This is a genomic window from Streptomyces sp. NPDC111628, from assembly GCF_055635195.1.
In genome coordinates this window covers 503,492-517,924 of the sequence record NZ_JBVKBZ010000007.1, presented here as the reverse complement: position 1 = coordinate 517,924, position 14,433 = coordinate 503,492, and the positions used below count along the sequence as shown (strand labels likewise).

The following is a 14,433-nucleotide window of genomic DNA, read 5'->3' as shown; positions in this document are numbered from 1 at the left end:
GCGCACGGGGAGAACGTCTCGCGCGGGGCAGACGGTTCCGCGCCGGGACGGGGACGGGGACGGAAAGGGGGAGGGCGGCGGAGGCCGGGCACGCCGTGCGGACAAAACCCCGTGACCGGCTCCGACGGCAGCGGGGACAATGGCCCCGTGCGCTATCGCATCCTCGGCACCACACAGGTACTCCGTCCCGACGGCACGGCCGTCCCGCTCGGCGGGGCGCGGCTGCGCGCCCTGCTGACCGTGCTCGCCCTCCGGACCGGCCGCGCCGTCCCCGCGGGACTGCTGGTGGAGGAGGTCTGGGGCGGGGACCCGCCCGCCGACGCGACGGGCGCCCTTCAGGCGCTGGTCGGGCGGCTGCGCCGGGCGCTGGGCGCCGACTCGGTCGCCTCGGCCGACGGCGGTTACCGGCTCGCCGCCGCCCTCGACGACGTCGACCTGCACCGCTTCGACCGGCTCGCCGGTGAGGGCACCCGCGCCCTCGCCGACGGCGACCCCGCCAAGGCGGCCGTGGTGCTCGACGACGCGCTCGCGCTGTGGCGCGGGCCCGCCCTCGCCGACCTGCCCGACCGCACCGCCGAGGCGGCCCGCTGGGAGACCCGGCACTTCGACTCCCTGCGCGCCCGCCACACCGCCGCCCTGGACCTCGGGCAGGCCGAGCACGCCCTGCCCGAGCTGACCGCCCTGTGCGACGGCCACCCCCTGGACGAGCCCCTCCAGGCGCTGCGGCTGCGCGCCCTGCGCGACACCGGCCGCACCGCCGAGGCACTGGCCGCCTACGAGGCCGTACGCCACCTCCTCGCCGACCGCCTCGGCACCGACCCGGGCCGGGAGCTGCGAGCACTCCACGCAGAGCTCCTCAGCCCCGCGCCCCACCCGGCACCCGCCCCCGGCCGGTCGTCCGGCCCGGGCCCGGCGTCCGGCCCGGGCGTTGCGCCCGGCACCGGCCCCGCGTCCGGTCCTGCCGCGGGGCCCGCCGCCGCGCCCGGCTCCGGTCCGGGACATGCCGCTGAGGGGTGGCCCGCCTCCGGTTCGGCGCCGGGGCCCACCGCCGCGCCTGTCCACGGCACGGGTCCTGCCCCGGGCAGGTGGGCAGCATCCGAGACGGCACCGGGGGTCACCGCCGGGCCGCTGCACGGCGTGGGACCTGCGTCCGGTGCGGGGCCAGTCTCCAGTACCGGATCTGTCCCCGGTACCGGATCTGTGCCCAGTACCGGACCTGCCTCCGGTCCGGCGCCCGCCTCCCGCCCGGCGGGCGCGTCCGCCACCGGGCAGCAGCCGAACACGTCCCTCGTGCCCGGTGGGCCTGCCGGCCCCGGCACGTCCCCCGGGCACGGTACGACGGTGCCCGTGTCGGCGGCGCCGCCGGAATCCGCACCCGCGTTGCCCGGGTCCGCCGCCGCACCCGCCCCGCAGGGATTCCGCCCCCGCGGCAACCTGCGGGCCCGGCTGACCTCCTTCGTCGGCCGGGACGGTGACGTGGAGACACTCCGTGCCGACCTGACGACCACCCGGCTCGTCACCCTCCTCGGGCCCGGCGGCGCCGGGAAGACCCGGCTGTCGCAGGAGGCCGCCGAAGGGGCGGGGGACGCGGCCCGCGACGGGGTGTGGCTGGCCGAGCTGGCCCCCGTGGACGACCCCGCCGACGTACCGGAGGCCGTCCTGACCGCCGTCGGCGCCCGCGAGACCGTGCTCTACCGCGCCGGTGCCGAGGAGATGCGGGCCGCCACCGCCACCGAGGGGCAGGACACCGCCGTCGAGCGGCTCGTCGAGCACTGCGGCCGCCGCCGCATGCTGATCGTCCTCGACAACTGCGAGCACGTCGTCGACGCCGCCGCCCGCCTCACCGAGGAACTCCTCGCCCGCTGCCCCCACCTGACCGTCCTCGCCACCAGCCGCGAACCCCTGGGCGTGCCGGGGGAGTCGCTGCGCCCCGTGGAACCGCTGCCCGAGCCCGCCGCGCTGCGGCTGCTCGCCGACCGGGGCGCCGCCGCCCGCCCCGGTTTCCGCGTGGACGCCGACGACGAGACCGCCGCCGCCTGCGCCGAGATCTGCCGCCGCCTCGACGGCCTCCCGCTCGCCATCGAACTGGCCGCCGCCCGGCTGCGGATGCTCACCCCGCGCCAGATCGCCGAGCGGCTCGACGACCGCTTCCGCCTGCTCACCTCCGGCAGCCGTACCGTCCTGCCCCGCCAGCAGACCCTGCGCGCGGTCGTCGACTGGTCCTGGGACCTGCTCGACGCGGACGAACGCGACGTGCTGGGGCGGCTGTCCGTCTTCGCCGGCGGCTGCGACCTCGCCGCCGCCGAGGCCGTGTGCGGGCCCGCCGCACTGGACGCCCTCGGCTCCCTCGTCGACAAGTCCCTCGTCGTGGCCGCGCCGGTGACCGACCGCCTGTCCGGCGACGGCATGCGCTACCGGCTCCTGGAGACCGTCGCCGAATACGCGGGCGAGCGCCTCGACGAGGCCGGTGGCCGCGCCGCCGCGGCCCGCGCCCACCTGACGTACTACCGCGAACTCGCCCGCACCACCGACCCGTTGCTGCGCGGTCCGCAGCAGCTCGCCGCCATCGAGCGGCTGGAGCTGGAGTACGAGAACCTGCGCACCGCCCTGCGCCACGCCGTCGCCGAGCGCGACGAGCAGGAGGCGCTGTGCCTGGCGCTGTCGCTGGTCTGGTACTGGCAGATGCGCGACCTGCGGGTGGAGGCCCGGAACTGGTTCGTCGAGGTGATGGCGCTCGGTCCGGACCCCTTCGCCGAGCCGGGCACCCCCGCCCAGCCGGTGTGGGAGCGGTGCACGTCCGCGCCGCCCCCGATGACCGGCGAGGTCCTCGCCGAGGCCCGGCGCGGGGTGCACCTGGCCCATCTGGCCTGCATGGACACGGAGCTGGACGCGTGGCAGAACCCGGCGGCCCAGCGCAAGCTGCGCGTCATCGCGGGCACCTACGAGCCGGGGATGCCGCAGACCTGTTCCAGCCCCGGCCTGCTCTGGTTCTACTCCGTGATGCTCACCGGTGACATGGACCGGCTGCGCGAGATCATGGACGCCACCCTGCGCACCTGCCGCGAGACCCCGGGCTACGAGTGGGAGCTGGCCGGCGGCCTGCAGATGCGCGCCCAGATGCTCGCCAACCGCACCGACTGGGCGGGCGACGCGGTCCGCGACGCCGACGAGTCGCTGGAGATCTACCACCGGCTCGGCGACGCCTGGGGCATGGCCGAGGCCCTCTCCGGGCGGGCCGAGGCCCGCGAGCGCGTCGGCGACTACCCGCGTGCCGCCGCCGACTACCGGGCCGCCGCACAGCACGCCGAGCGGCTCGGTGCCCACGCCCAGGTGGACATCCTCGACGCCCGCCTCGGCAGCGTGCTCCTGGAGGCGGGCGACACGGAGCGCGGCGAGCGGGTGCTGCGCGGGGTGATCGAGCGCACGGCCGGCACGGGCCACAACGGCGCGATGCCCGCCGCCCGGCTGTTCCTCGCCGGACACCTGGGCATGACCGGTCGTACGGCCGAGGCGGGCGAGCAACTGCGGCTGCTGCGCGAGGAGTTCTCCATCGCGCACTTCGTGGTCTTCGACGCCTTCATCCTCGCCGCCGAAGCCTGGCTCGCCACGCTGGAGGACCGGCACGAGGAGTGCCTGACCGGGATCCGCAAGTCGCTGGCGCGGGCCGAGGACCCGCTGTCCGCGGCCATCGCCCCGCACATGCGCTCCGCCTACCTGACCATCGCCGCGATGGCCCTGGCCCGGCTGGACGGCGGCCGCCGGGCCGCGGACGGCGCCCGGTGCCTGGGCGCCGCCGAGGCGATGCTCCCGCCGGGACACGTGTCGACGGGCATGGAGCGGGACGCGCGCGGGCGGGCCGTCGAACGCGTCCGCGGGGCGCTCGGCACCGAGGCGTACGACGCCGCGTACGGCGAGGGCGGCCGGCTCTCCCCGGAGGAGGCCGTCGCCCTCGTCTGACGCGTGCCCCACGTGTGCGGTTCAGGTCTTCGTACGGAACTTGTGGACGGCGATCGGCGCCATCACCGCGGTGATCGCCGCCGACCAGCCGAGCGTGATCCACAGGTCGTGCGCGACCGGGCCGCCCACCATCAGTCCGCGCGCCGCGTCGGCGAGCGTGGACAGCGGGTTGTAGTCGGTGAAGGACTGGAGCCAGCCCGGCATCGACTGCGTCGGCGCGAAGATCGAGGAGCCGAACTGGAGCGGGAACAGCACCATGAAGCCCATCGCCTGCACCGACTGCGCGTTCTTCAGGACCACGCCCAGGGTGAGGAACACCCACATGATCGAGGAGGCGAACACCGCGGACAGCCCCACCGCCGCGAACAGCCCGGCCCAGTGGTCGATGTCGAAGCCGACCAGGACCGCGACGATCATCAGCACCGTGGTGGCGAACAGCATCCGGACCATCTCGACCGCGATCTTCGCGAAGAGCACCGAGCCGCGCCCGATCGGCAGCGACCGGAAGCGGTCCATGACACCGGAGTTGAAGTCCTGGCTGAAGCCGGTGCCGACGCCCTGGGACAGCGTCATGCTCATCATCGCGATCATGCCGGGGATCACGTACTGCACATAGCCGTCCTGCCCGCCGCCCAGGGCCTGGCCGATCGAGCCGCCGAAGACGTACACGAACAGCAGGGTGAAGACGATCGGCATCAGCAGCGCGTCGAACATCGACTCCGGGTCCTGCCGGATCCACAGCAGGTTGCGGCGGACCAGGGCGCCGGTGTGCCGCACGTGCGCGCGCAGCGAGATCCGCGCGTCCGGAGCGAGCGCGGCAGGGGCGGTGGCGGCTGGAGTGGTGGTGGTCGGAGTGGTGGTGGCGGCGCTCATACGGCGACCTCCTCGCGGGCGTCGTCGGTGGCCGGGGCGGGGTCCTGCGGGGCACTGGCGCGGTGGCCGGTGAGGGACAGGAAGACCTCGTCCAGGCTGGGGAGTTCGGTGGTGACGGCGGAGACGGTGATGCCGCGCGCGGTGACCGCGCCGACCACGGCCGTCAGCTGCTCGTCGCTGAGGATCGGCACCAGCACGGCACCGCGCTCGGCGTCCACCGTGGAGCTGGCGAGCCCGGTGATGCCCAGCTCGTCCAGGTAGGCGGCGAGCGGGCGCAGTTGCAGCGGGTCGGCCGGGCGGACCCGCAGGGTGCGGCCGCCGACCTTGGCCTTCAGCTCCTCGATGCCGCCGTTCGCGATGACCTTGCCGCGGTCCACGACGGTCAGCTCGGAGGCGAGCTGCTCGGCCTCCTCCATGTACTGGGTGGTGAGCAGCACGGTGACGCCGTCGCCGACCATGCGCTTGACCTCGTCCCACACCTCGTTGCGGGTGCGCGGGTCGAGACCGGTGGTGGGCTCGTCCAGGAACAGCACGGCCGGGTGCCCGATCATGGAGGCGGCCAGGTCGAGCCGGCGCCGCATGCCGCCGGAGTAGGTGGACGCGGGCCGCTTGCCGGCCTCGGTGAGCGAGAACCGCTCGAGCAGTTCGTCGGCGCGGGTGCGCGCGTCCCGGCGGGACAGGTCGAGCAGCCGGCCGATCATGTAGAGGTTCTCCCAGCCGGGGAGCTTCTCGTCCACGGAGGCGTACTGCCCGGTCAGCCCTATGACGCGGCGCAGCTGCCGGGGCTGCCGTACGACGTCGTACCCGACGACGTGCGCCCGGCCCGAGTCGGGGGTGATGAGGGTGGACAGGATGCGTACGAGGGTGGTCTTGCCGGCGCCGTTCGGACCGAGCACGCCCATCACGGTGCCCTCGCGCACGTCCAGGTCGACGCCGTCCAGCGCCTTGGTCTCGCCGTAGTGCTTGACCAGCCCCCGCACGGTGACCGCGCTGTCCGCGGCCGGGGGGATGTCGTCGATTCGCTTCATGCCCCAGACGATGGCAGGGGGCACCGACAAACCGCCGACATCCCACCGACAGCCGCCCGGCCCCGCCGACATCCCGCCGACATCGCGCCCGGGAACCACTCGGCCCCGCCGACGGGGGAAGATCGGCGGGGCCGGTGGCCGTACCGCGATGGCCTACTGGTGGACGGAGCCGGTGGGCGGGGCTGGTGGACCGAGCTAGTGGACCGAGTGCTCGTCCGCGGGGAACGTGCCGCCGACGACGTCCTCGGCGTACGCCTTCGCCGCGTCGCCCATGACCTTGCGCAGGTCGGCGTACTGCTTGACGAACTTCGGCATCCGGCCGCCGGTCAGCCCGAGCATGTCGGTCCACACCAGCACCTGGGCGTCGGTGTCCGGGCCCGCGCCGATCCCGACCGTCGGGATGTGCAGCGTCCGGGTCACCTCGGCGGCCAGCTCGGCCGGCACCAGCTCCAGGACGACCGCGAAGGCGCCCGCGTCCTGCACCGCCTTGGCGTCGCGCAGCAGCTGCTGGGCCGCCTCCTCGCCGCGGCCCTGCACCCGGTAGCCCATGGAGTTGACGGACTGCGGGGTGAGGCCGATGTGCGCCATCACCGGGATGCCGGACTCCACCAGCAGCTCGATCTGCCGGTGCGAGCGCTCGCCGCCCTCCAGCTTGACCGCGCCGACCCCGGCCTCCTTGACCAGCCGGGTCGCCGAGCGCAGCGCCTGCACCGGTCCCTCCTGGTAGGAGCCGAAGGGCAGGTCGCCCACGATCAGGGCGCGGCTGGTGCCCCGGACGACCGCGGCCGAGAGCATCGTCATCTCGTCCAGCGTGACGGGCACCGTGGTCTCGTAGCCGAGGTGGCAGTTGCCCGCGGAGTCGCCGACGAGCATCACCGGGATGCCGGACTCGTCGAAGACGGAGGCGGTCATCGCGTCGTACGCGGTGAGCATGGGCCACTTCTCGCCGCGCTCCTTGGCGGCGGTGATGTCCCGGACGGTGATACGGCGGTTGATCTTGCCCCCGTACAGCGCCCTGCTCCCGTCGGCGGGGGTGCGCTGCGGCGTCTGGGCAGCCGAAAGCTGCGTCATGGCAACGGCTCCTTCATGTCATCTCGAGGCACCCTGACGGCGTCCCCGGATCCCTTCCATGGTGGCACTTGTGGCGCCCTGACGGCTAGGGGACCCCCGTCACGTACCCCGGCACGGGGCAGGGCGTGGCTCATGGGGTCAAATGTGCCCGTTCTGTCACGGAGCCGCCCGTTCCGGTACAGCGCGGAACTCCGTGGGACGGCCCGTACGTCCTCGTGCCCGTACGGCCGTCCAGGGCGGCGGGATCGGAACCGATCATCCCCTATGGTGCTGAGTCACAGGGGGCGACGGTGTGCACAGCAGGCAGTGAGGCAACGGTATGGCGCAGCAGGCGTACATGACGGAGACGGACAGCGGCGGCTCGGACCCCGAGCGCCGGGAGAACCGGATTCGGCGCCTGCTCGACCGGGCGGTCAGCGGCTGGCGCGGCGACCGGCGGATCTGGCGCCGGGGCCTGATCACGGCCGTGGTCGCGCTGCTCCTGGCGGCGGTCATGGCGGCCCACTCGCACATCCCGAACGCCATCGGCAACCTCGGCAGCCTCACCGAGACCTTCCTGCCGTGGTTCGGCCTGCTGATCCCCGTCCTGCTGGTGATCGCCCTGGTCCGCAAGTCGGCGACGGCGCTGATCGCGCTGGTGCTGCCGGTCTGCGTGTGGCTCAACCTCTTCGGCGGCCTGCTCTTCGACAAGACCGGCTCCGGCGGCGACCTCACCGTGGCCACGCACAACGTCAACGCCGACAACGCCGACCCGGCGGGCACCGCCCGTGCCGTCGCCGCCGCCGGTGCGGACGTGATGGCCCTGGAGGAGCTGAAGGCGTCCGCCGTACCGACGTACGAGAAGGCGCTGGCGGCGAAGTACCCGCACCACGCGGTCGTCGGCACCGTCGGGCTGTGGAGCAAGTACCCGATCAGCGGGGTGAAGCCGGTCGACATCGAGCTGGGCTGGAAGCGCGCGATGCGCGCCACCGTCGCCACGCCGTCCGGGCCGATCGCGGTGTACGTCGCCCACCTGCCCTCCGTACGGGTGAAGCTGGAGGCCGGATTCACCGCGCGGCAGCGGGACAAGAGCGCCGACGCCCTCGGCGAGGCCATCTCCCACGAGAAGCTGCCCCGCAAGATCCTGCTCGGCGACCTCAACGGCACCATGAACGACCGCTCGCTCACCGCGATCACCTCCCAGCTGCGCTCCCCGCAGGGCGCCGTGGGCAGCGGCTTCGGCTTCAGCTGGCCGGCGTCCTTCCCGATGGCCCGCATCGACCAGATCCTGGTCACCGGCGTGGAGCCGATGACCAGCTGGACCCTCCCGGCGACCGGCAGCGACCACCTGCCGATCGCCGCGCGTGTGAAGGTCGACACAACGGCTTCCTAGAATTCGCCTGCGGAATACCCGCCCTGAGAGTCTTTGTTCCGTACGGGAACATACAGTCGTCCCCCTGTGCCCCGTCCTCCCGTACGGACCCCGCTCTCGAAAGGCGAGACCCCTTCATGCCCCTGGCCCTGCTCGCCCTTGCCGTGGGCGCCTTCGGCATCGGTACCACCGAGTTCGTGATGATGGGCCTGCTGCCCGACGTCGCGCACGACCTGGACATCTCGATCCCCACCGCCGGCCACCTCGTCTCCGCCTACGCGCTCGGCGTCGTCATCGGCGCCCCGCTGCTCGCGGCGGCGACGACCCGGATGTCCCGCCGCGCCGTCCTGATCGCCCTGATGGCGCTGTTCGTGGTGGGCAACGCCCTGTCGGCCGTCGCCCCCGGCGAGATCTCGCTGCTGGCCGCCCGCTTCGTCAGCGGCCTGCCGCACGGTGCCTTCTTCGGCGTCGGCGCGGTCGTCGCCACCGGCATGGTCGCGCCGGAACGCAAGGCCCGCTCCGTCTCCCTGATGTTCCTCGGCCTCACCGTCGCCAACATCGTCGGCGTCCCCGCCGCCACCGCCATGGGCCAGCAGCTCGGCTGGCGGGCCACCTTCCTCGGCGTGAGCGCGATCGGGGTGGCGGCGATAGCGGCGCTGGCCGTCCTGATCCCGCGCGACAGCGCCCCCGCCCCCACCACCGGCCTGCGCGGCGAACTGGCCGCCCTGCGCTCCCTGCCCGTCTGGCTGGCGCTCGGCACGACGGTCGCGGGCTTCGGCGCGCTCTTCGCGGCCTACAGCTACATCACGCCGATGCTCACCGACGCCGCCGGATTCGCCGAGACCAGCGTGACGCTGCTGCTCGCCCTCTTCGGCGTCGGCGCCACCGCGGGCAACCTGCTCGGCGGACGCCTGGCCGACCACTCCCTGCGCGGCACCCTCTTCGGCGGCCTGGCCTCTCTCGTCGTCGTCCTGGCGCTGTTCCCCCTCCTCATGCGTACGCCGGTCACCGCGGCCGCGTCGGTGGCCCTGCTCGGCATGGCCGCCTTCGTCACCGGCTCGCCCCTCCAGCTCATGGTCATGGAGAAGGCCGCCGCGGCCCCCTCCCTGGCCTCCTCCGCCAACCAGGCCGCCTTCAACCTGGCCAACGCCGGCGGCGCCTGGATCGGCGGCCTCGCCCTGGCCGCCGGATTCGGAGCCACCTCCCCGGCGACGGCGGGCGCGGCCCTGGCGGTCCTCGGCGTCGCGGTCGCGGCGACGGCATGGACGGTGGACCGCCACCGCGCCACCACCGCACCGGCCCCCGGCCGCGAGCGCGTGGTCGCGGGTCACGTGCCGAAGACGGCGGAGCCCGTACGGCGCTGACGCGAGCGCGGGCGGCGTCCTGCGGTCCCCGCACAGTCGGCCGAGGGCTCAGGCGTCGCGGCGTCGCAGCGCGGACGCCACCGGCACCACCGTGCCGAGTACGGCGAGAAGCGCCGAGGCCGCCGTCACCGCGCCGACGGCGGCCCACGGCACGACGACCGGCGCCGTGCCGAAGAGCTGGTGGAGGGCGGCGCCGAGGCCGAGGATGTTGACCCCGGCGGCGAGCAGCGCCAGGGTCACCCCGACCATCGTGACCAGTAGTGCCTCGGCGACGAAGAAGTGCAGGACCTGGCGCGGCGTGGCCCCGGTCAGGCCGAGGACGGCCAGGTCGTGGCGCCGGTCCGCGGTCGCCATCAGCAGGGTGTTCAGGATCGCCACGAAGCAGAAGAGCACGACGATCACGGCGGTGGACCGCTGCCGGGTCTCGGTGAGCCGGCGCGCCTGCGCGGCCTCGGCGGTGACCAGCCCGTCCCGGGTGGTGAGCCGCGCCCCGCTGCCTGCGAGCGCCGCCCGCACCCGCGCCAGGGCGGCCGGGCGGTCCGTCCCAGGAGCCAGGGAGAGCGCGGCCCGGCGCACCAGCCCGTCGCGGGCGAACAGGCCTGTCCCGGCGAAGCGTTCCGGCAGATAGGCCACGTCCTCGCCGGGCAGCGCCGCGTAGGTGGCGGCCACCCGCAGGATGACCTCGCGGCCGTCCGCGAGCCTCGTACGCACCCGGTCGCCGACCTCCATCCCCCACCGCTCGGCGACGGCCATGCTCCGCTCGTCCAGGTCGTCCAGCGAGCCGTGCACGACCTCCAGACGGGTCGACCGGCGCAGGGCTCCGGGTGCCACCGCCAGCCCGTCGTTCTCCGCCAACCGCCCGTCCCCGTCCGGGAAGTAGACGGTGGTCGGCACGGGCGCCGCGACGCGCACCCCCGTCACCCGGGCCACCCGCTCCGCCACGCGCGGGCTGAACCCGCGCGTCCCGTCCTCCGGCACGACGGCGTACGGCGCCCCGACCCCCGCCCGCAACCCCGCGTCCCGGGCGGCCCCCAGCGAGTCGGTGGCCGTGAGCAGGGACAGGGCGAGCCCCACCGTCAGCAGCACCGGCGCCGCGGTGGCCGCCGTACGCCGGCGCGAGGCGAGCGCGCTCTGCCGCACGAGGAGGGCGGCCGGGCCGCGCGACCGCCGCGACGGCCGCATCAGCACCCGGACGACGGGACCCACGAGCAGCGGTGCCAGCGCGGCGACCGCGACGACGGGCACCAGCAGCGAGACCACGTACGCGGTGGGGGAGAGGACCGTCCGGGGCGCGGCGAGCCCGATCCAGCACGCCGTCCCCGCCCCGCCGACCAGCCCCACGACGCCGAGGGCGGCCCGGCCGGGCGCCACCGCCGTATCCTCGGCCGTACTCTCCCGCAGCGCCTCCACCGGCCGTATGCGCGAGGCCCGGCGCGCGGCGGCCACCGCACCGCACAGGGCCACGAGCAGTCCGGTCAGGACGGCGGCCCCGAGCGGCGCGAGCACTCCCGGGCGCGCGGAGATCTCCACCGCGAACCAGGGCGGCGCGATGTCCATCCCGACCAGCAGACGTGTCAGCGGCCGGGTGCCGAAGAGCCCGAGCACCCCGCCCCCGGCCGAGGCGAGAGCACCGACCAGCAGAGCCTCGGCGCGGACCATGCGGCGCACCTGCGGTCCGGTGGCGCCGACGGTCCGCAGCAGGGCGATCTCCCGGCGCCGCTGCACCACCGCGAAGGCGAACGTGGAGGCCACCACGAACACGGCGGTGGTACCGGCGACCGCGGCCATGACCGGCAGCAGGGTGAGGGTGTTGTCCAGGGCCTCCCGGTCGTTCGCGGCGTCCGCGTCGGCACGGTGCCGGTCGGCCCCGGTGAGCACCTCGGCCGTGTCGGGGACCACCGCGCGCACCCGTTCCACCGGCCCCAGCGCGACCAGGGCGTCGACGCGGGGCGACAGCCGCTCCGCCTCCTGCGCGCTGAAGAAGACGGCGTCCTCCCAGTCGACCGGCGCGACGGTGCCGACGACGGTGTGGCGTCCCGGCCCGTCGGCGGCCGTCAGCACGGTCACCGACTCCCCGGTGCGCGCCCGGCCGGAGGGGACGACGATCTCGCCCTCCGCGCGCGGCGCCCGCCCGTCCCGCAGCGCGTACCCGCCGAACTCGGCCACCGGCCACGGGTGCCCGACCTGCTTCTGCGCGCCGCCGCCGTCCGCGAGCCGCGCGTAGAAGGCCCGGTCGACGACCGTGGCGCCGGTCGCGGACACGTCCCGTATCGACTGCGGGGACAGCCCCCGGGCCGCGGCGGGAGACCGTACGCCGAGGTCGTGCTGTGCGGAGTCCCAGCGCGGGTCGGCGGGCAGGACGACGGCGGGCGCGTGGGCGAAGCGGTGCGGGGGCCGCTGCGAGGGCTCCGCCGCCGACATCAGTACGACGCCGAGAGAGGTCAGTTGGGCCACCGCGAGGACGAGCGCGACGACCGTCCCGAGGAATGACACCCAGCGCAGCCGAAGCGTACCCAGCGCGACTCTCAGCACGGGGCACCCGCCGCCTCTTCCGCCGCGGGCCGGCCCAGTGCCGTCATCCGCTCGGCGACGGCCTCCGGGGTGGGCGAGCGCAGCTCTCCCGCGAGGAGCCCGTCGGCGAGGAAGACCACGCGGTCGGCGAAGGCCGCGACCTGCGGATCATGCGTGACCATCACGACGGTTCCCGCCTCCCGCTCACCGGGGGAGTGCACCAGATCCCGCAGGACGCGCAGCAGTTCGTGCCCCGTCGTGAGGTCGAGCGCCCCGGTCGGCTCGTCGGCGAAGAGGACGGCCGGGCGGGTCACCAGCGCGCGGGCGACGGCCACCCGCTGCTGCTGGCCCCCGGAGAGGTGATGCGGACGGCTCCCCGCCCGGTCGCCGAGCCCCACCTGCTCCAGCGCCCGCCGGACCTCCCCGCGCGCCGGGCGCCGCCCGGCGAGCCGCAGGGGCAGCGCCACGTTCTGCTCGGCGGTGAGGGAGGGCAGCAGGTTGTACGCCTGGAAGACGAACCCGGTGGCGGTCCGGCGGAACCGGGTCCGTCGAGTCTCGTTCAGCGAGGTCAGATCCGTCCCGTCCAGCAGGACGCGGCCGGAACTGGGCCGGTCGAGCCCGGCGGCGCACTGCAACAGGGTCGACTTGCCGGACCCCGAGGGCCCCATCACGGCGGTGAAACACCCGCGCTCGAACCGCAGGTCGACCGGCCCGAGCACGGTCACCTCCGTCCGCCCGGACCCGTACTGCCTGGTCAACGCCTCCAGCCGCACCGCTTCGTCATCCCTCATGTCGCTCGCTCCCCCTCGACCGCACACATGTGGACGCCGTCCACATTCTCGACGCGTCGTAGACTAGCCGCCGATGTGAACGACGTCCACATCGAAGGGGCGGGAGAACCGCGGACAGAGGAGCACCGATGGCCCCACGCGACACGTACCGGCACGGCGACCTGCGCAACGCGCTCATCGCGGCCGGTGTCGAGCTGGCCCGCGAGGGCGGTCCCGACGCGGTGGTCCTGCGCGAGGCGACCCGTCGGGTGGGCGTCGCCCCGAACGCGGCCTACCGCCACTTCGCCGACCGCCGGGCCCTGCTGGCCGCGGTCTCCCAGGCGGGCCTTGCGGAACTGGCCCGCACGATGGAACGCGAGTTGGTGACAGGTTCCCCCGCCCGCGCGCGCCTGCGCGCCCTGACCCGCGGCTACCTCGCCTTCGCCCAGGCCGAAACCGGCCTGTTCCGCGCCGCGTTCGCGACGACGGGCATGGCCGACACCGACACGGCGGAAGCGGCCGGGACCGAGGGCCGGACCGCCTACCGCCTCCTCACCGAGGCCCTGGACGACCTGGCCGCCTCGGGCGCCCTGCCCCCCGAACGCCGCCCGGACGCCGAGTACTTCGCCTGGTCCACCGTCCACGGCATGGCCGTACTCCTCACCGACGGCCCCCTGCGCGGCCTCACCCCGTCGCAGGCGGCGGAGGCGGAGCGCAGGGTGACGGACGCGGTGGAGCGGGGGTTGTGCGGCACGTCCGGGTGACAGGGTGGCCGTATCCCGTCACTCGGCGTGGTTCGCCCGTCTACCTTGACGTACGTCGCGACAGGACGCGTACGGCGGGAGGGCGTGGCTGCCTCGCGGTCGATTCGGCGGCATGGACGACGTTCGTGGCCTGGCCGGGCGCGATCAGTCCTCGGGCCTGATCTTCGAGGCCACGAAGAGCAGCGCCACCGTTGCCGCGATGAAGACTCCGGCCAGTTCTTCGTAACCGGTGAAGTAGGCGACGGGGATGGCGATGCCGCAGGCCGCTCCGAGCAGCTCGAAGACGCCCCCGATCAGCCGCCGGGGGCGATTCGCGGGCGGCGGGTGATGGGGGTTCGGCGGGCCGTGCCAGTAGTGCATGGGGCCCGCCCTGGGCTTCCAGCCCTCTGCCCGGAGTTCCAGATACTCCGGGTGGTGGCGGGCGTAGCCCAGACGACGGGGCGCCAGGCGCTGCCACGGCAGCAGGCCCCGGCGGATCGCGATCCAGACGAGCCCCGGCAGGCAGGCGACGGCCGCCCAGACCGCCGCGACCACCCGCTCCCCGGTCGAGGACGACAGAATGCCGAGCAGCCGGTCCAGCTGACCACTGGCGGCGTAGGCGATCAACGCGGCGACGGAGAGCACCGCCGCGGTCCGTTCTATCTGGTGTCCGGTGTGGCAACGGGCACAGCGTGGCACGGACACGATTTCCATACGCCAGGTGGAGCGCAGGACGATGATGAACGGGGTCATGGTGGTGTCCGT

The 14,433-nt window shown here is 74.6% G+C and carries 10 protein-coding genes; 4 read left to right on the top strand and 6 right to left on the bottom strand.

Annotation, left to right across the window (positions count from 1 at the left end):
- The first annotated feature begins 147 nt into the window (after positions 1 to 147).
- The gene (locus ACZ7MF_RS34925; RefSeq protein WP_471482201.1) at positions 148 to 3,957 is read left to right on the top strand and encodes an AfsR/SARP family transcriptional regulator; all 3,810 of its coding nucleotides are present in this window, start codon (positions 148 to 150) and stop codon (positions 3,955 to 3,957) included.
- A 21-nt stretch (positions 3,958 to 3,978) separates the two neighbouring features.
- Here the strand turns inward: ACZ7MF_RS34925 and ACZ7MF_RS34920 are convergent, their stop codons facing one another.
- The 3 genes from ACZ7MF_RS34920 to panB all read right to left on the bottom strand — a co-directional run bounded on the left by ACZ7MF_RS34920 (position 3,979) and on the right by panB (position 6,929).
- Positions 3,979 to 4,830, bottom strand: coding sequence for an ABC transporter permease (locus ACZ7MF_RS34920; RefSeq protein WP_471482200.1), 852 nt, complete (start codon positions 4,828 to 4,830; stop codon positions 3,979 to 3,981).
- Complete coding sequence (locus ACZ7MF_RS34915; RefSeq protein WP_471482199.1) at positions 4,827 to 5,858, bottom strand: ATP-binding cassette domain-containing protein; 1,032 nt, start codon at positions 5,856 to 5,858, stop codon at positions 4,827 to 4,829. Before ACZ7MF_RS34915 ends, ACZ7MF_RS34920 begins: the two co-directional genes overlap by 4 nt.
- Positions 5,859 to 6,053: 195 nt before the next feature.
- Entirely contained in the window at positions 6,054 to 6,929 is an 876-nt protein-coding gene (gene panB / locus ACZ7MF_RS34910) for a 3-methyl-2-oxobutanoate hydroxymethyltransferase (RefSeq protein ID WP_087809702.1), read from the bottom strand.
- Between the two features lie 319 nt (positions 6,930 to 7,248).
- On the opposite strand from panB, the gene ACZ7MF_RS34905 reads away from it, so the two are divergent.
- Together ACZ7MF_RS34905 and ACZ7MF_RS34900 are read left to right on the top strand one after the other, a co-directional pair.
- A complete protein-coding gene (locus ACZ7MF_RS34905) occupies positions 7,249 to 8,301 on the top strand; it encodes an endonuclease/exonuclease/phosphatase family protein (RefSeq protein ID WP_471482198.1) in 1,053 nt (350 codons plus the stop codon).
- A gap of 116 nt (positions 8,302 to 8,417) precedes the next feature.
- Positions 8,418 to 9,644: an MFS transporter gene (locus tag ACZ7MF_RS34900; RefSeq protein WP_471482197.1), complete on the top strand. Its 1,227-nt coding sequence runs from the start codon at positions 8,418 to 8,420 to the stop codon at positions 9,642 to 9,644.
- A 48-nt stretch (positions 9,645 to 9,692) separates the two neighbouring features.
- On the opposite strand, the gene ACZ7MF_RS34895 is transcribed toward ACZ7MF_RS34900, so the two are convergent.
- Complete coding sequence (locus ACZ7MF_RS34895; RefSeq protein WP_471482196.1) at positions 9,693 to 12,137, bottom strand: ABC transporter permease; 2,445 nt, start codon at positions 12,135 to 12,137, stop codon at positions 9,693 to 9,695.
- Between the two features lie 32 nt (positions 12,138 to 12,169).
- On the bottom strand, positions 12,170 to 12,946 hold the full coding sequence (locus ACZ7MF_RS34890; protein ID WP_471482195.1) for an ABC transporter ATP-binding protein: 777 nt from the start codon (positions 12,944 to 12,946) through the stop codon (positions 12,170 to 12,172).
- 128 nt (positions 12,947 to 13,074) lie between these two features.
- Here ACZ7MF_RS34890 and ACZ7MF_RS34885 point away from each other — a divergent pair, with 128 nt between their 5' ends.
- Positions 13,075 to 13,689 (top strand): TetR/AcrR family transcriptional regulator, encoded by a 615-nt coding sequence (locus ACZ7MF_RS34885; protein ID WP_471482194.1) that lies wholly within the window; start codon positions 13,075 to 13,077, stop codon positions 13,687 to 13,689.
- 144 nt (positions 13,690 to 13,833) lie between these two features.
- Here the strand turns inward: ACZ7MF_RS34885 and ACZ7MF_RS34880 are convergent, their stop codons facing one another.
- Positions 13,834 to 14,421, bottom strand: a complete 588-nt coding sequence (locus ACZ7MF_RS34880) for a hypothetical protein (RefSeq protein ID WP_471482193.1) — start codon at positions 14,419 to 14,421, stop codon at positions 13,834 to 13,836.
- Positions 14,422 to 14,433: the final 12 nt, after the last annotated feature.